The 23,302-nt window shown below is 39.0% G+C and carries 22 protein-coding genes and 1 pseudogene; 9 read left to right on the top strand and 14 right to left on the bottom strand.

Going from position 1 to position 23,302, the window contains the following annotated elements:
- Window positions 1–12 precede the first annotated feature (12 nt).
- A complete protein-coding gene (locus B8983_RS03940; RefSeq protein WP_084282827.1) occupies window positions 13–627 on the top strand; it encodes a glutathione S-transferase family protein in 615 nt (204 codons plus the stop codon).
- 26 nt (window positions 628–653) lie between these two features.
- Here B8983_RS03940 and mnmA read toward each other — a convergent pair whose 3' ends face one another.
- Entirely contained in the window at window positions 654–1,790 is a 1,137-nt protein-coding gene (gene mnmA, locus B8983_RS03945) for a tRNA 2-thiouridine(34) synthase MnmA (RefSeq protein WP_255372797.1), read from the bottom strand.
- A gap of 104 nt (window positions 1,791–1,894) precedes the next feature.
- Between mnmA and B8983_RS03950 the strand changes: the two genes are divergently transcribed.
- From B8983_RS03950 to B8983_RS03960, 3 genes are read left to right on the top strand one after another with little or no spacing between them, the layout of a single operon-like run.
- On the top strand, window positions 1,895–3,028 hold the full coding sequence (locus B8983_RS03950; RefSeq protein WP_084282828.1) for a Re/Si-specific NAD(P)(+) transhydrogenase subunit alpha: 1,134 nt from the start codon (window positions 1,895–1,897) through the stop codon (window positions 3,026–3,028).
- A gap of 11 nt (window positions 3,029–3,039) precedes the next feature.
- On the top strand, window positions 3,040–3,354 hold the full coding sequence (locus B8983_RS03955) for an NAD(P) transhydrogenase subunit alpha part 2 (RefSeq protein WP_084282829.1): 315 nt from the start codon (window positions 3,040–3,042) through the stop codon (window positions 3,352–3,354).
- Window positions 3,351–4,793 carry an NAD(P)(+) transhydrogenase (Re/Si-specific) subunit beta gene (locus B8983_RS03960; RefSeq protein ID WP_084282830.1) on the top strand — a complete coding sequence of 481 codons (1,443 nt, stop codon included), beginning with the start codon at window positions 3,351–3,353 and terminating at the stop codon, window positions 4,791–4,793. The genes B8983_RS03955 and B8983_RS03960 overlap by 4 nt, the downstream gene beginning before the upstream one ends.
- Window positions 4,794–5,122: 329 nt before the next feature.
- Here B8983_RS03960 and B8983_RS14425 read toward each other — a convergent pair.
- The 8 genes and pseudogenes from B8983_RS14425 to groES form a co-directional block, all read right to left on the bottom strand.
- Window positions 5,123–5,191: pseudogene (locus B8983_RS14425) on the bottom strand (hypothetical protein); the annotation flags it as partial.
- Window positions 5,192–5,327: 136 nt separating this feature from the next.
- Window positions 5,328–6,701, bottom strand: coding sequence for a metallophosphoesterase family protein (locus B8983_RS03970; protein ID WP_159460801.1), 1,374 nt, complete (start codon window positions 6,699–6,701; stop codon window positions 5,328–5,330).
- Between the two features lie 18 nt (window positions 6,702–6,719).
- Window positions 6,720–7,376: a TonB family protein gene (locus tag B8983_RS03975; protein WP_084282832.1), complete on the bottom strand. Its 657-nt coding sequence runs from the start codon at window positions 7,374–7,376 to the stop codon at window positions 6,720–6,722.
- A gap of 14 nt (window positions 7,377–7,390) precedes the next feature.
- A complete protein-coding gene (locus B8983_RS03980) occupies window positions 7,391–7,786 on the bottom strand; it encodes an ExbD/TolR family protein (RefSeq protein WP_084282833.1) in 396 nt (131 codons plus the stop codon).
- Window positions 7,783–8,421, bottom strand: a complete 639-nt coding sequence (locus tag B8983_RS03985) for a MotA/TolQ/ExbB proton channel family protein (RefSeq protein WP_084282834.1) — start codon at window positions 8,419–8,421, stop codon at window positions 7,783–7,785. Before B8983_RS03985 ends, B8983_RS03980 begins: the two co-directional genes overlap by 4 nt.
- Window positions 8,422–8,540: 119 nt before the next feature.
- On the bottom strand, window positions 8,541–10,808 hold the full coding sequence (locus tag B8983_RS03990) for a TonB-dependent receptor (protein ID WP_084282835.1): 2,268 nt from the start codon (window positions 10,806–10,808) through the stop codon (window positions 8,541–8,543).
- Window positions 10,809–10,981: 173 nt separating this feature from the next.
- The gene (groL, locus tag B8983_RS03995) at window positions 10,982–12,631 is read right to left on the bottom strand and encodes a chaperonin GroEL (protein WP_084282836.1); all 1,650 of its coding nucleotides are present in this window, start codon (window positions 12,629–12,631) and stop codon (window positions 10,982–10,984) included.
- A 26-nt stretch (window positions 12,632–12,657) separates the two neighbouring features.
- Window positions 12,658–12,948 (bottom strand): co-chaperone GroES, encoded by a 291-nt coding sequence (groES, locus tag B8983_RS04000; protein WP_084282837.1) that lies wholly within the window; start codon window positions 12,946–12,948, stop codon window positions 12,658–12,660.
- A gap of 383 nt (window positions 12,949–13,331) precedes the next feature.
- Here groES and B8983_RS04005 point away from each other — a divergent pair, with 383 nt between their 5' ends.
- The 4 genes from B8983_RS04005 to B8983_RS04020 all read left to right on the top strand — a co-directional run bounded on the left by B8983_RS04005 (window position 13,332) and on the right by B8983_RS04020 (window position 17,340).
- Complete coding sequence (locus B8983_RS04005; protein WP_084282838.1) at window positions 13,332–14,144, top strand: EAL domain-containing protein; 813 nt, start codon at window positions 13,332–13,334, stop codon at window positions 14,142–14,144.
- On the top strand, window positions 14,138–14,758 hold the full coding sequence (locus B8983_RS04010; protein WP_084282839.1) for a response regulator: 621 nt from the start codon (window positions 14,138–14,140) through the stop codon (window positions 14,756–14,758). The genes B8983_RS04005 and B8983_RS04010 overlap by 7 nt, the downstream gene beginning before the upstream one ends.
- A 244-nt stretch (window positions 14,759–15,002) precedes the next feature.
- Window positions 15,003–16,538, top strand: a complete 1,536-nt coding sequence (locus B8983_RS04015; RefSeq protein WP_159460802.1) for an ATP-binding protein — start codon at window positions 15,003–15,005, stop codon at window positions 16,536–16,538.
- A 55-nt stretch (window positions 16,539–16,593) separates the two neighbouring features.
- Window positions 16,594–17,340, top strand: coding sequence for an SDR family oxidoreductase (locus B8983_RS04020; RefSeq protein WP_084282841.1), 747 nt, complete (start codon window positions 16,594–16,596; stop codon window positions 17,338–17,340).
- Between the two features lie 45 nt (window positions 17,341–17,385).
- Here B8983_RS04020 and B8983_RS04025 read toward each other — a convergent pair whose 3' ends face one another.
- Both B8983_RS04025 and B8983_RS04030 read right to left on the bottom strand, forming a co-directional pair.
- Entirely contained in the window at window positions 17,386–18,531 is a 1,146-nt protein-coding gene (locus B8983_RS04025; RefSeq protein WP_084282842.1) for an alpha-hydroxy acid oxidase, read from the bottom strand.
- Between the two features lie 33 nt (window positions 18,532–18,564).
- Window positions 18,565–18,852, bottom strand: a complete 288-nt coding sequence (locus B8983_RS04030) for an HU family DNA-binding protein (protein WP_084282843.1) — start codon at window positions 18,850–18,852, stop codon at window positions 18,565–18,567.
- A 74-nt stretch (window positions 18,853–18,926) separates the two neighbouring features.
- Between B8983_RS04030 and dacB the strand changes: the two genes are divergently transcribed.
- Window positions 18,927–20,567 carry a D-alanyl-D-alanine carboxypeptidase/D-alanyl-D-alanine endopeptidase gene (gene dacB, locus B8983_RS04035; RefSeq protein WP_084282844.1) on the top strand — a complete coding sequence of 547 codons (1,641 nt, stop codon included), beginning with the start codon at window positions 18,927–18,929 and terminating at the stop codon, window positions 20,565–20,567.
- On the opposite strand, the gene B8983_RS04040 is transcribed toward dacB, so the two are convergent.
- From B8983_RS04040 to purE, 3 genes are read right to left on the bottom strand one after another with little or no spacing between them, the layout of a single operon-like run.
- Window positions 20,545–21,585, bottom strand: coding sequence for an L-threonylcarbamoyladenylate synthase (locus tag B8983_RS04040; RefSeq protein ID WP_084282845.1), 1,041 nt, complete (start codon window positions 21,583–21,585; stop codon window positions 20,545–20,547). The two genes, dacB and B8983_RS04040, sit on opposite strands and share 23 nt — an antisense overlap.
- On the bottom strand, window positions 21,582–22,754 hold the full coding sequence (locus B8983_RS04045; RefSeq protein WP_234986886.1) for a 5-(carboxyamino)imidazole ribonucleotide synthase: 1,173 nt from the start codon (window positions 22,752–22,754) through the stop codon (window positions 21,582–21,584). Before B8983_RS04045 ends, B8983_RS04040 begins: the two co-directional genes overlap by 4 nt.
- A gap of 19 nt (window positions 22,755–22,773) precedes the next feature.
- On the bottom strand, window positions 22,774–23,283 hold the full coding sequence (gene purE / locus B8983_RS04050; protein WP_084282847.1) for a 5-(carboxyamino)imidazole ribonucleotide mutase: 510 nt from the start codon (window positions 23,281–23,283) through the stop codon (window positions 22,774–22,776).
- Window positions 23,284–23,302 lie beyond the last annotated feature (19 nt).

Consider the following 23,302-nt stretch of genomic DNA (forward strand, 5'->3'; position numbering starts at 1 on the left):
TCAAGGATTCACATGAAATTAGTTGGCTCGCTTACCAGTCCGTATGTACGAAAAGTACGGGTTACATTTTTAGAAAAAAAGATTGATTTAGAGTTAGTCATTGACGGAGTTTGGACTCCTGACACCATTTTGAACAAAATTAATCCGCTTGGTAAAGTTCCAACGCTCCAATTAGACGATGGTAGCTCTATGTATGACTCTAGAGTAATCGTTGAATATGCTGATGCAATTAGCCCGGTTGGCAAACTAATCCCAAACACAGGTCGTGAAAAGGCTACTGTTAAAACCTGGGAAGCACTTGCTGATGGTGTATTGGACGCTCTAATACTTACCCGTTTAGAAAAGACTTGGGGACCAAGAAATGGTCAAGTTTGTGACGCTTGGGTAGAGCGCCAAATGGGCAAAGCACATGCTGGTTTATTACAAATGTCCGTCGGCTTAGGTCAAAACACTTGGTGTTTTGATAACCATTTTTCTTTGGCTGATATTGCTGTAGGTGTGACCCTTGCGTATACAAGTTTTCGATTTCCTGAAATTGATTGGGCAACTACCTACCCTAATTTGAACGAGTTTTATAAGAAGATCTCGCAAAGATCCTCATTTATTGAAACAGCGTTTCCAAATTAAGCGTATCCAACTCATTTAGGTGGCGTCTAAACAATGATGCCGCCACCTAAACAGACTTCATTGAGATACACAACCGCTGATTGACCGGGCGTTACAGCCCATTGGTTCTCATTAAAATCTAGACTGAATTGTTCTCCAGTGGTTTCAGGGTTTAAATTCAATCGGCATGGGGCATCTTCTTGGCGATACCTTGTTTTAGCACCATAAATCACTGAACTATTCGGTGCTTTCCCGCTCACCCAATTCATATCCTGTGCTTTTAATGACTTTGAGTACAGCAATGGATGCTGATGTCCTTGAACAACCACCAAGGTGTTGCTAGCTAAATCTTTTCTAGCAACAAACCATGGGTCTCCAGAACCATCCTGACTACCACCAAGCCCAATTCCCTTGCGTTGTCCTAAGGTATAGAACGCTAAGCCTATATGCTCACCAATCGTTTTGCCGTCTGGCGTTTTCATTGGACCAGGTTGACTAGGTAAATATTTACTTAAAAATTCTCGAAATGGTCGCTCACCGATAAAACAAATTCCGGTCGAATCTTTTTTCTTAGCATTCGGTAAGCCAATTTTTTCTGCAATTTCGCGAACGACTGTTTTATTCAGACTACCCAGTGGAAACATGACCCGACTTAATTGTTGTTGATTCAGTCGATGTAAAAAATAACTTTGATCCTTGGTAAGATCAGTTGCTTTTAAGAGTTCTACCTGTTCGCCGTTCTTCCTGACCCTAGCATAGTGTCCTGTGGCAATTGCATCTGCCCCAAGTCGCATCGCGTGATCTAAAAAAGCTTTAAATTTAATTTCAGCATTACATAAAACATCTGGGTTGGGTGTTCTACCAGCTGAATATTCTCTTAAAAAATCAGAAAACACTCTATCTTTGTACTCTGTAGCAAAATTAACTGCCTCAACATCGATACCTATTAAATCAGCGACACTGACCACATCAATCCAATCTTGACGCGTTGAACAGTACTCAGAATCGTCATCATCTTCCCAATTTTTCATGAAAAGTCCAATAACATCATAGCCTTGCTGTTTTAATAGCCAAGCGGCAACCGATGAGTCAACCCCTCCAGACATGCCAATGACAACTTTTGAAGGGGGCTCAACAACTTGATAGTTGTTTTCAGAATTTCTAAGTAAATAATCGTTTTTCACCTAATTATTGTATTATTAAAGGTTTACGAGCGTATTTTTTTCATGTTTACACGTTGTAAACATTGGATTTAAATTTAATTCATCAATAAATTTAGGGGAATTGCATGCGGATTGGTGTTCCACTTGAAACTAGAGTCGGAGAGTTTAGAGTTGCAGCGACTCCCGAAACGGTTAAAAAATTAGTTAGTTCAGGTCATACTTTGTTAGTCGAAGCTGGAGCTGGTGTTTCTGCCAGTGTATTGGATTCGGCTTATGAAGCTGTTGGTGCAAAAATTTCTACAAAAGAAGAAGTTTATGCTGCGGAAATGGTTCTTAAAGTAAGAGCTCCTTTTGATAACGAATTAGCTCTAATGACCTCTGGTTCAGTCCTCATTGGTATGTTGGATCCATTCGACAATACAATGATTGCTGCTATGGCAGCGCACGGCATTACTGGCTTTGCACTAGAAGCTGCGCCTAGAACTACACGCGCCCAAAGTATGGACGTTTTATCTTCACAAGCAAATATTGCTGGTTATAAAGCGGTAATGATGGCGGCTAATACCTATCAACGCTTTATGCCAATGTTAATGACAGCGGCAGGAACTGTTAAAGCAGCTCGTGTCTTGATTTTAGGAGCTGGGGTTGCTGGTTTGCAAGCAATTGCTACTGCTAAGCGTTTGGGTGCTGTTATCGAAGCATCTGACGTACGACCTGCTGCTAAAGAGCAAATCGAGTCCTTGGGAGCAAAGTTTGTTGATGTTCCTTTTGAAACAGAAGAAGAGAAAGAAATTGCTAAGGGTGTTGGCGGATATGCAAGACCGATGCCTGCTTCTTGGATGCAAAGACAATCTGTGTTAGTTGCTGAACGTGCAAAGCAAGCAGATATTGTGATTACTACGGCCTTAATTCCGGGACGTAAAGCCCCGATGCTTTTGTCTGCTGAAACGGTTGCTCAAATGAAACCTGGCTCTGTTGTCATCGACTTGGCTGCTGGCAAGGGTGAGAATGGTTCTGGCAACTGCCCACTAACTGAAGCGGATCAAATAGTAGTGAAGCATGGTGTAACGATTGTTGGTTTAAGTAACTTGCCATCTTTAGTTGCAGCAGATGCATCTGCTTTGTATGCGCGCAACGTATTCGACTTCTTGAAGTTAATTACAACGAAAGAAGCTGGATTAAGTATTCCAACCGATGACGATATTGTTACTGCATGTCTCATGTGCAATAACGGTCAAGTCGTTCGTACTAACGCTTAATTGGGAAAATCATGGAAATCAGTCATAGTGTTTATAACCTTATTATTTTTGTCCTAGCCATTTATGTGGGTTACCACGTTGTTTGGACAGTTACTCCGGCCCTTCATACGCCTTTAATGGCTGTAACAAACGCCATTTCAGCCATTATTGTGGTTGGTGCAATGCTTGCGGCAGCTTTAACTACAGGCACTGTTGGTAAGGTAATGGGAACATTGGCAGTTGTTCTAGCTGCAGTCAACATCTTTGGTGGATTTTTAGTTACCAAACGAATGCTTGAAATGTTCAAGAAAAAAGAAAAGAAAGTAAGTAAGGGAGAATCAGCATGAGTATGGATTTAATTACTTTATTGTATTTAGTTGCCTCTGTTTGTTTCATTCAGGCACTAAAGGGTCTCTCTCACCCGACTAGTTCCATTAGAGGTAATCTTTTTGGTATGGTTGGTATGGCAATCGCTGCTCTAACTACTGTTGGTCTCATTAGTAAGATGGCCATTCTTGCAAACGTATCGTTTATGGATGGTATTGCCTATGTATTAGGTGGCTTAGTAGTGGGTGGTGGTATCGGTGCTTATATGGCAAAAAAAGTTGAAATGACTAAAATGCCAGAATTAGTTGCCTTTATGCACAGTATGATTGGTCTTGCTGCAGTATGTATCGCTGTTGCGGCTGTATCCGAGCCTGCTGCTTTTGGTATTGCTGTACCTTTGCCAATTGGTAACCGCTTCGAACTATTTATCGGAACTTTTGTTGGTGCGATTACTTTTTCAGGTTCTGTCATCGCCTTCGGTAAGTTATCTGGTAAATATAAATTTAGATTATTTCAAGGTACCCCGGTTTCCTTTAAAGGTCAGCACCTATTAAACTTAGTTTTAGCTTTGCTAATGGTTGGTTGTGGAGTTGTATTTGCCTTTGCGGGTGGTAATGAACCAGCTTGGACTCCATTCCTCCTCATGCTAGCCATTGCTTTCATCCTTGGCGTACTAATCATCATCCCTATTGGTGGTGCTGATATGCCAGTGGTTGTTTCCATGTTAAATTCATACTCTGGCTGGGCTGCAGCTGGCATTGGTTTTTCATTAAACAACTCTATGTTGATTGTTGCAGGTTCTTTGGTAGGTTCTTCAGGAGCCATCTTGTCCTACATCATGTGTAAGGCCATGAACCGTTCTTTCTTCAACGTAATTCTTGGTGGCTTTGGTGGTGATGCAGGTTCTGCAGCAGCGGCTGGCTCTCAAGCACAACGTCCGGTCAAGAGTGGTTCTGCTGATGATGCAGCGTTCTTAATGGGTAATGCAGAAACAGTCATTATTGTCCCTGGTTATGGTTTAGCAGTTGCCCGTGCTCAACACTCTTTAAAAGAATTGACTGAAAAGTTAATTCACAAAGGTGTTTCAGTAAAGTACGCTATTCATCCAGTTGCTGGTCGTATGCCTGGTCATATGAACGTTCTTTTAGCGGAAGCTGAAGTTCCTTATGATCAAGTGTTTGAGATGGAAGACATCAATGGTGAGTTTGCCCAAGCGGATGTGGTACTCATCTTAGGCGCGAATGACGTGGTTAATCCAGCAGCACGTACTCCTGGTAGTCCAATTTTTGGTATGCCAATTTTAGAAGCTTACAAAGCGAAAACTGTGATTGTAAATAAGCGATCTATGGCTTCTGGTTATGCTGGTTTAGATAACGAGCTTTTCTATATGGATAAAACAATGATGGTCTTTGGTGATGCAAAGAAAGTTATTGAAGATATGGTCAAAGCTGTTGAATAAAATCTTTAGTTATTGAATAAGAAGCATCTTAAACCTCTCTTCGGAGAGGTTTATTTTTTATACGTAATGTCAAGGCTCCATTCATTTAAAGTTCATAAGACAAGCGTTTGAGGATTTTCAACGAAATCACATTGAAGCCGATTAAGCCTTTTGACATCCTCCCCGCACTAAAGGAAGGAGAGACCTTCTGCGAAACACTCATGTCCGAGCGCAAGAATGTTTCTGGCCGCATTGAGGTCACGGTCATTCACCGAATCACAAACTGAACAAATGTTTTCTCTGATTCGCAAACCTGCTATACCTTTCGGACTATTGGACGAAATATTGCCTCAACACAAACAAGTCTGGGTTGTATAGGCTTCATTCACTTCTGCAAACACCACGCCAGCATACGCGCTTTTGTATGTTTAAACCATTTGACCTATTGAACGGCTTTGCCGTATGTGACTTCACCCTCACCGTTAACGGCGAGGTTTTAGCGATTACTGAAAAAATTAGGACACCATCACAGCCACACATGCTGCTTCAAAGGAATCACTTGCAAATTACAGTTCTGCCAGAAACATTACATTTAAGGAGTGATTTACCGTTGATATCGAACTCAGTAAATAGCCACTGCTCCCCATTATCATCTTGACGCTCTAAGGTGCCAAATCCAAAATTTTGATAACTAGCAAACTCTTTAATCTTTAACAATTTTTTCTGAACCTCAGATAATGCAATCTCAGGAATATTTAACTCTTCTAAAGAAGATCCACTATTGCCTGAAACAATTTCAGCAGGACGATTCATTTCATAGGTAATTGCTTCAAAAATATGGTTATGACCGTGTATCGTTAAGTTAATCGGAGACTTCAATAACTCCTCTCCATTTAGGCTTGCAAGTAAATTAGTAAAGCCCGTGGGGTATAGTTGATACTCAGACTCACTGTCTTTCTTTTTAGCTGGTAAAAGAATATTTAAAGGGTGATGGCTACCAAAAATATTAAACCTCTTATTTACTGCTAACTGCTCAATTTTCTTAAACTGATTGAGGTAAATTAAGAAACTTTCGTCTTTTTCGGTAATCTGTTTTGCGCCATTTTTTGAAGAATCGAAAACAATAAATTGTGCTGCTTTACCTAGCGATACAGAAAAAGGTTCAGAGTAATCACCATGCCCATCATTTGCTGGGTTGTTACAACTTCTTTTCTCATCCCAACTATTTGTATCAATAAAACGGTGCCAACCCTGACCTGCTCTTGAACAAACTTCGTGATTTCCTCTTACATAAACCCAAGCAGCTTTTTCTAAAAGTGGCTTTGCAGGATCAAAAAAGTCAGCTTTCCAAGCATCATATCCATACCCCCAAGGTGAGTCTTTACAACCCCCTAAAGACTCAGGGCAAGGGCTTTCACGATAATGAAGATCACCCACATGAATGACTAAATCAGGATTTTTCATCGCTGCTTGTGCCATTACTTTTGCTAGTGGCCATTTCACCTGATCATTGCAATCTTGATAAAATTTCTCAGCAGCCTTTAATCGACAACCAGTATCGCCAACAACAACAATTTTTTTAATCTCGCTAGGCGGTAATTTAAAAACTTGTTGATTAATTTTTCCCTCTTTTACACCTTTCGGCCAAACCAACTCACAAGTAAGTATAGGAAAATCTGCATCGATTAATTCTGATTTATTCCGAGCTGGAATCTTACCTTCATTTACCCGGACTTTCATTATTTCAGGTGGTTGAGAATCCCATTGGACGGAGGGACAGGTTGACGAATTAGAAATAGCCCTTAGAATAAATTGATTGTCTCCCACTACCAAATAGGGTTGAAGATACTCAGTTATTGGGGCAGAGTATACGAAATTTAATGAAAAGAAACTCCCTAGTAAAACTCCAAATAAAATAAGTTTTTTCATTATATTTTTCATATTCAATTAATCACTACAGTTTAAATTAACAAGTACGCTCATTTGTTTGGTTTGACCAACAAACTCTGCCGGTGGCTTTGGATATTTTGCATTTTTTACTGCATTTAATGCTGAGTTATCAAGCATCGGTATCCCACTAGAATTTACTACGCTAGTAGCGGAAGGGGTGCTATCTAATAAATTAAATTGAACCCTTGTCTTCCCTTTTAAATTCATATCCTTCGCTGCTGAGGAACAAGATGTTGCAGATTGAATCGCTGCATTCACCTGACCTCTGTATATTGCCATTGGATCTGGCTTATTTACACTGGCTTCAGTAGGAGCAGGCGATTCATTTCTAGAAGAAATATTTGATGATACTGTTTCTTTAACTAAATTATCTGCAGGTTGATTTGTTACAGGCACATCTTGTGACTGAATCACCTTAGGAACATTGGGTTTGACTATGGGTACCACTTTGGGCTTAGGAGGTTCTGGCGGTTTTACCACCTTTGTCTCCTCATTCATTACTAAGTTAATACTAACATCTTGTGGAGGCGTATTTTCATTGAATATCCCTGTAAAGGTTATGAACGCTAACCCTAACAATAATGCCTCAATCAATAATGCTTGACCAATAGTATTTAACGAATAGTAAGGAGTAGTGTTCCTACTTAACTCCATAAAAAACCTACTTTTTAATTTGATTTATTGTGAGCGGCTAAAGCAATCTGAGTAGCACCGCTGGATTTAATTGCATCAATTACATGCATCAAGGTTTGTAAGGAAACACTATCTGCTCCCACTACCGTAATCATTAAATTGGATGTGTCTTTTTGCTTTAACAAATTAGTTAACTCGCTAGCTGACATGGGTTTACTATCAACGATTAAATTATTGTTTTCCAAAACTTCAACTGTCATCTTGGAGTTTTGAATTACCGTTGTCGTCGAGCTTGTTGGTAGCTTTGTCACGTGTCCGCTAGTTGGTATCATTTTTAAAGCCATCATGATAAAAAAGACGAGTAAAAAAAGCATGATATCAATCATCGGAATGATCTCAATCCTTGGTTTTTGTGGTTCTAAATATCTCATAATGGATTAATATTTTTAAATTCTTCCGAACGATTAAGGACCATGACTTTAAATGTTTCCATTTGATGTACTAGAAATCGAATTTTGTAATTAATATTATTGAAAAAGCTGAGGCCTACCATCGCAATCACAAGTCCGAAAGCGGTTGAGATTAACGCTTCCGAGATACCGCCTGAAATTTGTACTGCAGAATTTTGGATATCGGTTATGAAAGCCATCGCATTAAACATACCAACAATTGTTCCGAATAATCCGAGTAATGGGGCAAGGGTAATAATCGTATCTAAAATCCAAACACCTTTATCAAGATGAGGCACTTCTAACATGATTGCCTCTTCTAAATTTCCATCCAAGGCTTCTCTATTCAAATCTTTTATATCCTTACCAATGACAGTTTTAAGTAATTGAATGATTGGATAATCTTCATGGTTTTTTTGTAGCGCTTGTAAAGACTCTAGTTGAATTGCACCTTTTGATTGGCAAAGATTAATTAATTCGTAACCCACACGACGCATATCTGCTAAGTGTTTGAGGCGTTCAACAATAATGACGATTGCTACAAAAAGCAGAATCATCATGAAGTAAAGTATTCCACCAGAGCTGTTTGCAATGGTGATTAGGTATTGTAAAGTCATATTTTTATTTCTTAAACTGATTAAAAGTTACTTGGATGATTTAGAACTTAAAACGAAGACACACCCAAGAACTTTTCTTGGGTGTGTCTGTTGGAGGAGCTCTTTTGATGAAAGACTTCTTAGAAGTTGCCGCTCACACCCATATACATAGATCTTCCTGATGTATAAAGGACTGTGTCAGTTGCACTAGCACCTAATGTGGATGTGGCTGATCCAAATTTAACCCCTGCAATGTTTCTAGTATCGAAAATATTATCGATACCAAATCTTACTTTCACACTCTTCATGTAAGAAGGAATATCTGAGAATGTGTAGTTTGCAGATAAGTTCGTCAAAATCATCGAGTCTAACTGATAGGCCTGATTGATTTGTGAAGCATTTGTATTGTCCTGCCACTGAGCTCCGATACGTTTGACTGTACCACCTAATGACCAGTTGTTTTGTCTATAAAATAAACCTACGGTTTCCATATCTTGTGGCACGCTCGCAACTGATAATCCAGTCGTGTCATAAGTAGCGTTATAGTAGGCTGCGTTCAAGTACAAATTAAAGTTACGGTCTAACATGATGTTTCCTGAAGCCTCAGCACCCCGATAAGTTGTCGCTGGACCCTGGTAATAATTAGTAATACCGTTAACTGTTTGTGAATTAAACGATGTATCTGCATTAGTTTGGAAAATATCAAAATCAAATGAATACTTAGGAGTTTGGAAAACTGTACCAACTTGATAAGTTTTCGTTTTCATTGGGTCTGGTAATGTACCAACTAATGAGCCAGTCACATCATAAGTACTGGTTGGAGGAATGACGTCGCCAGTTGAATACTGTGCATATACAGACCAATTTTTTTGAATCATGTAACGAGCATCTATGAACGGTAATACATCCGTAAATGTTCTTGAATTCATCACATTAGCAGCGCCATTCAGATTGCCTACACCTTTACCGGACGCACTGTTATCTGGAAATTGAGTCAAGCTATGAGTGAATGTGTTGTATTTCACACCTGGCGTGATAGTTAACGCTGGGGTTGCTTTCCAAGCAAATTCTGCATAAGGTTGAATAATCGTTGTTTGGAAATCTTCATTAAAAATTACACCTCCCGAGGCTTGATTACCCGTAAGGTAGTTAACATATACCTGATGTCTAGGCGTATCTGATCTTTCGGTTTGAATACCTGTTCTTAATGTACCAAGTTCAAAGTCTTTTGATAAACGTAAAATATTACCCATCGTATGATAGGAGTTTAGTTTATCAACACCTGGCTTTGATGAGGCTAACAGTGATGCTGAAGTTTGATCAGGAGCCGAAATATTAGCGTAGTTCTGTTGATTTGCATAATAATTAAAATATGTCTTGTTATCAAGCTTCCAGCCACCACCCAAATCTGATTTAAAGCCCAAATAGTTGAATGATGTTGTGACATCATATTTGTTGTAACCTAAATAGTCAGCACGTGCAGGGTTATTACTATTGTAATAACTCAGATCACCTTTGTAGTTACCAGGTACTGCTGCAGCTGCACCAGGAATTGTATATACGGCATATGTTGATGGCTGAATTGTGCCACCAGAGTTTGACAAATAATGAACCCATGACGCAAAAATTGTCATCGTTGTATCAGGGGTTAACGCTGTTTCTAATTTAAAACTTGCGCCATCTCTATACTGACGATTGTATGTCTGCGCACCATCTGAGTCCATATGGTGAATATTGAACAAAAATTTTGTATTTGGATTACTTTCTAAATAACCAGATGCCACTTCCATACCGTATTCGTTGGTATTAAAACTACCATAGTTATAAAATGCGCTGACTCTATGCTCATTATCGACAGGACGTGAAAGTAAACCTACAGTACCACCAAAGTTTGCAGGACCAATGGAAGCTGCCGTTCCAGGGCTTCTATCAGATGTAATACCACCAATGAATGGAGCTGGGAAGAATGCTTGTGAGTGGTGTGTTGGATCATTTGTATCACTAAATGGGATTCCATCCCATGTCATTGTAAAACTACCATCTTTAAATCCACGGAACCAAATTTTGTCATCATTGTTGCCAGGGCCGTTAGAGGAAATTCCATATGCGCCTGGTAACATGCCGTTAGCCATGTTGGCAAAGTTTGACATCGGTGCTACGAAGTTATCCAAGTACTCTTGGCTTAACTCTGCTACTGGTCTAGCTACTTCTAATGAAGTTCTAACTGGTGATAACTTTACTGAATCAAAGTTCTTAGGGTTTGTTGACTCACCCACACCGCCTGTAGCATTCACAATGCCTACGTCAGTAACTTGTTGAGCGAATGAACTTTGTGGCAATACTAAACCTAACATTGCCATACCAGCAAATATTGGATGTAGCTTAAATTTGGTAACTTGCTTTCTCATATCTATCCTTTTTAAGTAATAGAGGGATGATAATTTTGCTTTGTTACTCAAAAGTTACTTTTTTGTTTCATTTCTATTAAACATTTATTTCAATTTTATTAACTAGTTCTTTGCAAAAAAATAAGGCACCGCTAAGGTGCCTTATTACTTACATTTACCAGTAAATTGGTAAATTACATCATACCGCCCATACCACCCATGCCACCCATATCGCCCATACCACCTGGCATTGAAGGTGCATCATCTTTTGCTGTTTCTGCAATTGCGCAATCTGTTGTTAACAACAAACCAGCAACTGAAGCTGCATTAACAAGTGCTGTTTTAGTAACTTTAGCTGGATCGATAACACCCTGTTCAACTAAATCACCGTACTCACCTGTCGCTGCATTGTAACCATAGTTACCTTTTCCAGCAGCTACATTATTAATTACAACACTAGCTTCGTCACCTGCGTTTGAAACGATTACGCGAAGTGGCTCTTCCATTGCACGTAACACGATACCAATACCAGCATTTTGATCAGCATTGTCGCCTTTTAAATCCAAGATAGACTGTTTAGCACGTACCAATGCAACTCCACCACCGGGCACAATACCTTCTTCAACAGCTGCACGAGTAGCGTGTAATGCATCATCAACACGTGCTTTCTTCTCTTTCATTTCTACTTCAGTAGCAGCACCAACACGAATCACTGCAACACCACCAGCTAGTTTTGCAACACGCTCTTGTAATTTTTCACGATCGTAGTCGCTTGTAGCTTCTTCAATTTGTGCGCGAATTTGTTTTACACGTGCTTCAATTTGCTTCTCATCACCAGCACCGTCAATAATCGTTGTATTTTCTTTGCCGATTTCAACACGCTTAGCTTGTCCTAAATCATCTAAAGTTACTTTTTCTAAAGTTAAACCAACTTCTTCAGCAATAACTTGACCCTTAGTTAAGATAGCAATGTCTTCTAACATAGCTTTACGACGATCACCAAAACCAGGAGCTTTGACAGCACAAGTCTTGAGGATGCCACGAATGTTATTTACAACTAAAGTTGCTAATGCTTCGCCTTCAACATCTTCTGCAATGATGAGTAAAGGACGGCCTGATTTAGCTACCTGCTCGAGTACTGGGAGCAAATCACGGATATTACTGATTTTCTTGTCAAACAATAGGATATATGGGCTTTCCATAATCACAACTTGTTTTTCAGGATTGTTAATGAAGTATGGTGATAAATAACCACGGTCAAACTGCATACCTTCAACAACATCTAACTCATCTTCTAAAGATTTGCCATCTTCAACAGTAATGACACCTTCTTTACCAACTTTTTCCATCGCTTCAGCAATTCTTTGACCAATGCTTGTATCACTATTTGCAGAAATCGAACCTACTTGAGCGATTTCTTTTGTAGTAGTACAAGGCTTGCTGAGCTTTGAAATTTCAATGAGAGCTGCTGCAACTGCCTTGTCAATACCGCGCTTTAAATCCATTGGGTTATGACCAGCTACAACAAACTTCATACCTTCACGAACGATAGATTGAGCGAGTACAGTTGCTGTAGTTGTTCCATCTCCAGCATCATCAGCTGTCTTAGAAGCAACTTCCTTAACCATCTGCGCACCCATGTTTTGAAGCTTATCTTTGAGTTCGATTTCTTTTGCTACTGATACACCGTCTTTAGTAACAATCGGGCCACCGAATGAACGCTCTAAAACAACATTGCGACCTTTTGGTCCTAGTGTAACTTTCACAGCATTGGCAAGAATGTTTACACCCTCTACCATGCGTGCACGTGCTGAATCTCCAAATACTACGTCTTTAGCTGCCATGTATATTTCCTCTCAATTATTTTTAATTACTTTTGAACAACTGCCATGATGTCTTCTTCACGCATCACGAGTAATTCATCACCTTCAACTTTAACTGTCTGACCTGCATATTTGCCGAACAATACACGGTCGCCAACTTTCACATCTAAAGCAATAGTCTTACCGCTATCATCACGCTTACCAGGACCAACAGCAAGGATTTCACCTTGATCTGGTTTTTCAGTTGCGTTATCAGGGATAACAATTCCTGAAGCAGTTTTTGTTTCTGTATCTAAACGTTTGATGATCACGCGATCATGCAATGGACGTAAATTCATGCGTTCTCCTAAAATTAAATCAAATTAAAAAACAATAGTTAAAGCCTTCGAGAAATTCAAATCTTTAACGAAATTAACACCAGGAGGCACTTGTTAGCACTCTCTCTAGGTGATTGCTAACAAGTATAGTGTTTGTTGCTATCTTTTGCAAGTCAGGTTAAGTTTTCAATAGGAGTAAATAATAAACTCAATGTTTTCAATTGATTGTAAATTTTCCTCACATTCTGTTGGCTCATCAGCAAATTAATTAACCAAGCAATTCATTCAAAAAAATTGCCACGTTGTAGGAATATTCCTACAACATTATCAGCCATCACCTCTATGAATGCCTCCTGAAGAAATTTAGACTGAAATTTCTTATTCATAGCTTAAGGAATCGAAAAATGCGGTCAAAAAAAGGAATTTATTCAGTATTTAAAAACATTATCAAAAAAGAGAACGTTTTATTTCAATCCAAGCCACAGGAGAAATTTTTGGATTCTCAGATCGTGAATCTATTACCAATCTTCGATACGATGACCCAAGAGTTTTCTGGGGTATTACATCAATCTTTAGTGGATACAAGGGTAGATAAAGTCATTCAACACGTGCAAGAAGCACTCCAAAATATTGCCTATTGGCACTGCCATGGAAGAGCTATCAATACTCTGTTACCCATCCATCAAAATCATTTAGGCAATGATCTTCTAATAGAGCAACTGATTGCACAAATATCTTCTTCAAGTTTACCGATTGGATTAATAAAAATTCCAGTAATGGGTTTACAAGAGACAACGAATAAAAATCTTACCTCTGCATTATTAAAACTACAAAGGTTAGGAATTATTTTTGAATTTTGGGGATTTAATGGAAGTGAACTCGAATTTGAATGGCTTAAGGAAAAACATTTTAAGGGTGTTCATTTATCGATTGGCTTACTGAGAGCAGTAGCTATGACCACTCATACGAAAGAAATCTTCAATCAATTAACCACCCTAATAGCAAATCAAAAAATCCATACTTACAGCGGGGGTATCTCATTGGTGCATGATTTAACATTCGCAAGAAATTTTAGACTTAACTATTGTTATGGGTCTTTATTAATGCCATCGGTTACAAAGCACCAAATATTGAAAATTAATGATAGCCAATTTGCCCATTTATCTGTCAATAAAAAACCGAATGTACCAACCAACGGAGAGAGAAAACTATGCTAGTAAAAACAATGCTAGTCGATGATCATCCCACGATGATTATGGCATTGAAAAGTATCATGAGTAGTCTTATTACGTTTGAGGTGATAGAAACTGCAAATAGTGGAACAAGTTGTTTGATGCTTTGTAATCTCCTAAATCCAGACTTCATAATTTTGGACTTAGACATGCCTGACATGGATGGATTTGATGTCATTCGACGACTTCGAGCGAAGCATCCAAATATAAAAATATTAATTTTTACTAGCCTTGATGAAAAAACCTATGGAAATCGCGTTCGAGCAATTGGCGCTCATGGTTACGTCAATAAATCAGTAAGTAGTAAGGTTTTTATATCTGCATGCACTTCAGTCGCTTCGGGCTTTTGTTTTTATTCAATTACCTCAATGGATTTTCTTCATACCGAAAAAAATCAAGCGCTTAAATCTCTTTCACAACGAGAGTTTCAAGTATTGAAGCACTTAGGAAAAGGCTTAGGAAATCATGAAATTTCTGACACTCTTAACATTAGTCACAAAACTGTGTCCACTTATAAGATGCGTGTTTTTGAAAAACTTGGAATCGACAACATGGCCGATCTTATTTGCTTTTGTCGAGAAAACAAAGTTTGTGATTAAGGAGAAAAACAATATGAATCAATATTTTCAATTTACCTTAGTACATAAATTAATAATTTTATTTTTAATATTTTTACTAGGCATTTATTTTATCTGCATGCCGGAAGCAGGATATTTACCATTACAAAATTCAAGAACAGCCTCTTGGTTATTAGGATTTATATTTTGCCTATGCACCTTTTTAATCTATGTATGCCAAATTGCTTGGCACTCTCGTAAATCTTACCTTCACATAATCGACAACATGAACAAGCTAGTTAAATCTAAAATTACTGCAATACAAGCAAACGAAGCAAAAACAAATTTTTTGGCAACCATTAGTCATGAGATTAGAAACCCAATTCAAGCAATTCTTGGAATACACGAGTTTTTACTGAATGATGGCTCTATGCGTGGAGAAAATAAAAAATTATTAATTAGCGCTCATCACACGGCTAAATCATTATTAGAAATTCTTAATCAAGTTTTAGACTTAACAAAACTTGAATCCGGAAAATATCAACCGTCCTATTTACCAACGAGTTTGATTGACCTTCTTGAAAATACAATGCAGTCTTATTCCGCATTGGCAAACGATCATAAAACTCAATTACATTTAATTGTTGATCCAACCATTGCACCTAGCTTACTCATTGATCGTGTGCGAATTAGGCAAGTTTTACAAAACCTGATTGGTAATGCTGTGAAATTCACAAAAGAGGGCTCTATTAGCGTTACGTGCCAAGTTTTATGTGACACCCATGCAGAACAGCTAATTGAATTTCATATTGCTGATACTGGATGTGGAATGAACCATCAAGACTTAGCAAGAATTATGGAACCTTACGAACAGGCAAATGCACAGTTAGGATCAGCAATTTCAGGCTCTGGGTTGGGCTTAAGTATTACCAATAACTTATTACAAATGATGGGGAGTCATCTCACCTTAGTGAGTGAGGAGGATCTTGGAACCAGTGCTTCTTTTAAAATTTCTTGTAAAAGATCATCTGCCCAAGTACAACCATTAAATAATGAACACCTAGTTTTGACAAAAAATGAACATGCCCCTGTTAAAACCAGTACGATCTTAATCGTTGATGATTACGAAGTTTGCAGAGAGGTATTAGCAAAACAACTCATTCAATTAGGCTATAAAGTTCGCCAGGCAGCAAATGGGGAGGAGGCATTAAGAGTTTTATCTGAATTTGCGATTGACTTGGTTTTAACAGATGAATCTATGCCGCAGATGCTGGGATCTGAATTGGCTACTTTTATTAACGTTCACTATAAAAACATTCCCGTGATTGTCCTCACTGGCCAAATACAGTCACTCAGCACATCAATGCCTTGCGTCTCTCAATTCGTCATAAAGCCTGTTGAACTAACGCATCTTAAGGAGATCATTTCACACTCTCTAGGGTTAAGCGCTCCGAAATCATGGAACCTTAAATCACTCTTTGAATTTACTGGTTCCGATATCAATAATCAAATTGATATTTTAGAGTCGTTGATGAAGTGTCAAAACCAAATTATTATTGAACTATCGCAATTAAGTGCAGATAGTAACCCTCAATTAATTAGACAACTAGTTCATAAAATTATTGGCGGAGCCAAAATTATTCAGGCAGTAGATGTAATTAAAGCATGCAAGCAAATCGACGATTCCAGCTTTTGCACTTTTGAAAATGCGAAAATTGCATTAATTGGTGCCTTACAAAACAATAATGAAGACATTAATAATTTCTTAAATACGCTGCACTTAAACAATGGAGTTGTTGCTAATCAAGAAAAAATACATTAAAAATTAGTCTTTGAAAAAACATGTTTAAATATTGAAATAACCAAAAGGAGACAACATGAGTCAGAAAGTAATGCTTATCACAGGCGGCAGCAGAGGTATTGGCGCTGAAATTGCAAAAGGCGCAGCAAATCAAGGTTACTTTGTAATAATCAACTACACAAGAGGTGCTAAAGAAGCTCAGGGAGTAGTTGATCAAATTAAAAGTGCTGGTGGACAGGCTGTTGCGATCCAGGCGGACTGTTCAAAGGAAGATGAAATCGTCCGCTTATTCAAAGATGCTGATCAATACGGAAGCCTTGAGGCATTTGTTGCCAATGCAGGAATTATTGGTGGGCAAAACCCCGTCACTGAAACAACCTTTGCGCAATTAAGAGAATTATTTGATATCAATGTCATTGGACTAATGATTTCCACGAGAGAAGCTGTCAAAAGAATGTCTACTACCCTTGGCGGTAAAGGCGGCAGAATCGTTCTTATGTCTTCGGTGGCAGCAAGAACAGGTGGTATCGCTCAAGAAATTCACTATGCGGCTTCAAAAGCAGCTGTAGATGGATTTTTAATGGGGCTAGCAAAAGAAGTTGGCAATGCTGGCATCCGCGTTAATGCCGTTCGTCCTGGTCTAATCGGTACTAGTATTCATGACTTACACGGTGGTCGCGAAGTCATTGAAAAATGGGGTGCAGGTGTTCCAATGGGAAGAATTGGCGAACCAACTGAAGTTGCCCAAACAGTTCTTTGGTTGTGTTCAGACCAGTCCAGTTATATTCACGGTGCCCTCATTGATGTTTCAGGAGGTCGTTAACATCCTCCCCGCCCTAAAGGACGGGGATTCTTTCTGAGAATTTTGTTAATAGCTGCCTTTTAAAAGGATGTTTGAATCGACTTGTTGAACATCCCTTAGTCCGCAAAAAGCCATGGTGAGGTCTAATTCGTTAGCGATAATCTCTAAAGATTTAGTGACGCCAGCCTCACCCATGGCACCCAAGCCATAAATATAAGAACGGCCAATCAAGGTGCCCTTTGCGCCCAAAGCAATGGCCTTAAGAACATCTTGCCCAGAGCGAATCCCGCTATCCAACCATACTTCAACCCCATTACCCACAGCTTGCACAATCGACGGAAGGGCTGCAATTGAGGAAGGAGCTCCGTCTAATTGACGTCCACCATGGTTGGAAACAATGATTGCATCTGCGCCGACATTCTTTGCGAGAACGGCATCTTCGGCATCCATAATACCTTTGAGAATGATTTTCCCACCCCATTGTTTTTTGATTGCCTCAACCTCAGACCAATCCAATGAAGGATCGAACTGCCCCGCTGTCCAAGCACTCAGGGAGGACATATTATCAACGCCCTGAACGTGTCCGACTATATTTCCAAATTCGCGATTTTTAGTCCCTAACATACCTAGGCACCAGGCAGGTTTCGTCATTAAATTCAGTAAATTTTTAATGGTTGGTTTAGGTGGCGCGGATAAACCATTTTTAATATCTTTATGACGCTGACCTAAAATTTGTAAATCCAAAGTAACCACTAAAGCGGAACAGTTTGCGGCCCGGGCTCTTTCAATCAATGCAGAGACAAATCTCTTATCCTTCATCACATATAACTGAAACCAAAATGGAGCTTGAGTTCTCTTGTAAACCTCTTCAATTGAACAAATACTCATCGTTGATAAGCAATAAGGGACACCAAATTTTTTTGCGGCATTAGCTGCTTGAATCTCGCCATCAGCATATTGCATGCCAGTCATACCAACTGGCGCTAATGCAACGGGCATAGCGACTTCTCGCCCTAACATGGTGGACTTAATAGAACGGTTTGCCATATTCACGGCAACGCGTTGTCTAAATTTAATCGATTGAAAATCTGATTCATTTGCCCTGTAAGTGCTCTGAGTCCAAGAACCGGAATCGACATAATCATAAAACATGCGTGGGGCACGTTTCTCATGGAGAACTCTTAAATCTTCAATATTGGTGATTGCGCTCAAGTTAAATTTCCTTCAAATATTGATTTATTGTAATCAATTACTGTCGTCACTATTTAGGAGTTCCTTAAAACCCTTGCCACTAGAAAATTTGACGGCATGAGAAGGTTCAATTTGAATAGCTTCTCCAGTCTTTGGATTACGACCTTGCCTAGCAGCTCTATGCACTAAAGCAAATGTCCCAAACCCGGTAATTTGAACACTCTCGCCCTTCAGTAAAGCATTTTCAATGTTCTTAAGAATGACATTCAAAACTACTTCGCCTTTTTCTAGAGAAATGTCTGCACCAATTGCAATTTGTTGGGATAAATCAAGTTTATTCATCAGCAATCTCATTTTCTGTTTATGCTTCTTCAATAGAAGAACTTATTTTTACAACTCAACACTATTTCTAATCTATGTTTAAATTTAAGTTTATATGTATTGAATTGCAAATTTGTTTCCAAATGTCCTTATTTTCAAAATTTAATCTTTCAATGCCCTTTTATCAATTTACCATTGGAATAATTTTTTTCCTATCAATTTATACTTCAACTGCTTGTGCAGAGGAGGAGTATTTACCTTCTAAGATTCAAACAATTATTACGAATAAAGGACTGGCAAAAGAGTCATTTGCTTATTCCGTTGTCTTACTGAACCCAAGTGATAGTAATAATTCGTTTAATACTATCAGTTGGAATGCAAACCTACCGATGAATCCCGCATCAACTATTAAACTTTTAACCACGATTAGTGCTTTAGATCAATTAGGTCCAGAGTATCGTTACAAAACACGACTCTACTTAAAGGGGAAAATTGATAAGGGACTTTTGGAAGGGCATCTCTATGTAAAAGGATACGGAGACCCCAAATTAGTGCCAGAAAGTTTAGTACAACTCATGGAACAATTGAAGAATTTAGGTGTCAATAAAATTCATGCCGATGTAACCATGGATATGACAACTTACAATTCATCAGTTAAAGATTCTGCTCCAAAGGATGGCGAAGATACAAAATCATATAACGTTTCTCCAAATCCACTTTTATACTCATTCCAAACGATTTCTTTTAACTTAACCTCAAATAGAAAAAAAGTAGATATTTCCTTCACTCCAATGTTAGCTAATTTTAAAGTAGCCAACAATCTCCAAACCTATTCGGGAGAATGTATCGATTGGAAAAAATATATTAACTTAAGTTTTACTCGGCAAGATGACAGTCAATGGATTGCAAATTTTGACGGTAAATTACCTAGCAAATGTAGCAACACCCTATTTAATGTTGTTTCGATTCCGAATGATCAATTTTTCAAAATGGGATTTATCGCTGCTTGGGAATCAGTCGGTGGAAAGTGGCTAAAAAATCCAGAGTTTCAAAGTGGGAAGGTGCCGAATGATACGCCCCTTATCTTAGAATACGCTGGTACCACTTTAGTGGATGCAGTGATAGACACTAATAAATATTCAAATAATGTAATGGCTAGGCAAATATTTTTAACGCCTGCCCTAGAAAAAACAAAGCTTACAGTTTCAACCTCTGATGCGATTGCACAAACTCAAAAATGGCTAGATCAGAATCAACTCAATATGTCAGAACTTGTTCTTGAAAATGGTTCAGGCTTATCTGAAATAGAGAGAATCTCCCCACGACATATGACGGACTTATTAAAATATGCTGCTTCGTCAAAACATAACGATATTTTTGTAGCTTCTTTACCAATTGCTGGTATTGATGGCACGATGCGTCATCGCCTTGTAAATCAATTTAAAAATTTAATTTCACATGCTTGGCATGAAAATAAGTCGCACAGGTCTTTACCCTTGCCGGAAAAACTTTATCAAAGTGGTGCTTATATTAAAACGGGCTCACTACAGCAAGTGCGATCTATAGCTGGTTATGTAGTTAGTAAAACAGGGCAGGTTTATGCCATATCAAGTATGGTTAACCATCCCAAAGCGAGTGACGGTCTTAGTTCTATCAATGATGCTTTGATTATTTGGCTCGCTGAAGATGGTCCACTAAGAATAAATTCGGCGTCTAAGAATTTCCAGAGCCAGTAGCAGCTCGTTGCAGACGATCTCGAATAGCATCCCAAATACTATCTTTTGGTAAAGCTCGAACATAAATCTTATCGTAGTTCATCTGATCAATTTTTCTAAGCAAGCCATAAATTGCTTTCGCTAAATCTCGGGAATTTGATGGTAACTGATGTACTTCAATTACGGCGTCAGTCACCATGTCTTCATCCATCATGCTAAGCCAAATACTCTTTTCATTTGGTGAAAAAAGCATTTGATTTAAGGGAATCTCTTCAATCTCTAATGGGGTCATTGGTGCGTAATGAGCAAGATGACTGCCAGAATGAGCTATCGGGTTGTCTATTGCTTGCCCAATCACTAAGCCAGTTCGATCTTGAATATCTTGAGTCGTGATCATACCTGGGCGAAGTATTCTAATTCCAGATTGTTCAATATTACTAAGATCAATAATAGTTGACTCAATACCAATTTCACAGGAACCAGAATCCACAATCAGGACATCAAAGGCACTTGAAAACAAATGATTTACAGGAGTAAATTCATCCAGTACATGTTGGGCATTCGTTGGGGAAATTTTTCCAAATCGATTTGCCGAAGGTGCGGCGATACCTGTCCCTAACTGCTTGAGTATGTCTATTGCAGTTGGTTGATCAGGGCATCTCAGGCCCACGGTCTGATTACCACCCGTGACCTCATCGATAACGCCTTTGGCTTTATTTAAGATCATTGTTAATGGGCCTGGCCAAAAAGCTAGGGCTAACTGTAACGCTTGAGGTGGTACATCTCTGGCCCACGGTGTCAATTGTGTTAGCCATGAAAGCTCGTCATTGTTTTGAGCCGGTGGGATATGGATGATGAGAGGATGGTTTGATGGTCGGCCCTTTAACTGAAATATTTTTGAAACGGCTTGAGCATGGTCTGCTCGTGCGCCAAGTCCATAAACTGTTTCAGTCGGAAACCCAATTAATCCATCCTGCTTCAGGTGATCTACGCTTCTACGAATATCAGTCGATGAGGTACTGATTATTTCAATTTTCATTCTAATGGAATACCTAAAATTTCCATTGCAGATTTAGCATCTGCCATTGCTGATTGAATATTGTCGGCTAGAAAATTAATATGACCCATTTTTCTACCTAATTTAGGCTCAGTCTTCCCATATAAATGTAATTTTGCACTTGGGATTGCCAAGACTTGATCCCACGGGGGATCTACTAGTTTTTGATCTGCATCAAACCAAATATCACCTAATAAATTCAACATAACTACAGATTGGGTTAAGGTGGTTTGTCCTAATGGCAATCTTGCCAAGGCTCTAACTTGCTGCTCAAATTGGCTTGTGTAACATGAATCTAGGGTATGGTGACCAGAGTTATGTGGTCTAGGAGCAATCTCATTGACGATAATTTGCCCATCACGCAAAACAAAATACTCCACACAAAGGACGCCAACATAATCTAATTCGCAGATAATTTTTTTCGTTGCTTCTAATATTTTAAGTTCTTGAGTTTCGCTTAATAGTGGAGCTGGAACAACGCTCAAATGAAGAATTCCATTTCTATGTTCATTTTGGGCTACTGGGAAAATTGCGACTTGGTTATCTTGAGCTCTAGCGACAATTGCTGAAACTTCAAATGCTAAATCCAGCTTTTTTTCTAAAATGCATTCCACTTGACCTAAATCAATCCAAGCTTTTTCTAAATCGTTTAATTCTTTAATCGACCGTTGACCCTTGCCATCATATCCAAGTCTAGTCGTCTTTAGAATTGCAGGAAACATTATTTCAGGGATGTGTTTACACTCGTCCAAAGATGTAATGATGCAATAGGGAGCTGTCTGAATATCAGTTAATTTTGAACAATTACTTAAAAACTGTTTTTCAGCCGTTCGATTTTGAGCGATCGAAACTGGCTTGCTCATTGGCGCCACATAAACATTTTGTTCTGATAACCAATCTAATACCTTCGCTGGAACATTCTCAAACTCAGTACTGGCTGCAACGCAAATACTTGCGAACTCTTTAAGTGCCGCTTCATCTAAATAATCTGCTTGAATAAATTTCTGAGCCACTTTTCCAGCTGGGCTATCTTCGTCTGGATCCAGAACGCAGACAGAATAGCCTAAATCTTGGGCTGCTTGGGTAAAGTAACGGCCTAATTGGCCACCGCCTAAAATACCAAGCCAATGGGAAGGAAAAATCGGTTTCATTTCGCCACTCAATTCGAACTTAATTGAGTTGCATTGAGCGAGCTTTTTCAGACTGGGTTGCTCTGAAAGCAACGAGTTGATTAGCAAGTTCAGGGTGGTTTACAGCTAACATGGCGACAACATGCAAAGCGGCATTAGCTGCTCCTGCCTCACCAATCGCAAAAGTTGCAACTGGAATACCCTTGGGCATCTGTACGATTGAATGTAAGGAGTCGACACCCCTTAAATATTTGCTTGGTACGGGAACTCCATAAACAGGCACAATGGTTTTCGCTGCTAGCATTCCAGGCAAGTGAGCGGCGCCGCCTGCCCCAGCAATAATGGCAACAAGGCCTCTCGCTCTAGCCTCCTCAGCGTAGGTAAACATTTCGTCTGGCATTCTATGCGCAGACAAAACTTTACACTCATGTCCAATATTAAACTCTTGCAGAATTTTAGAGGCCTCTGACATGACTTCCCAATCGGAATTTGAACCCATGACTACCCCAACAATAATCGGCGTAGTTTCTTTTGTGGTCGTATCTGTCATAGGACTCAATTTCTGTATG

The sequence above is a fragment of the Polynucleobacter kasalickyi genome, assembly GCF_900176405.1.
GTDB lineage: Bacteria > Pseudomonadota > Gammaproteobacteria > Burkholderiales > Burkholderiaceae > Polynucleobacter > Polynucleobacter kasalickyi.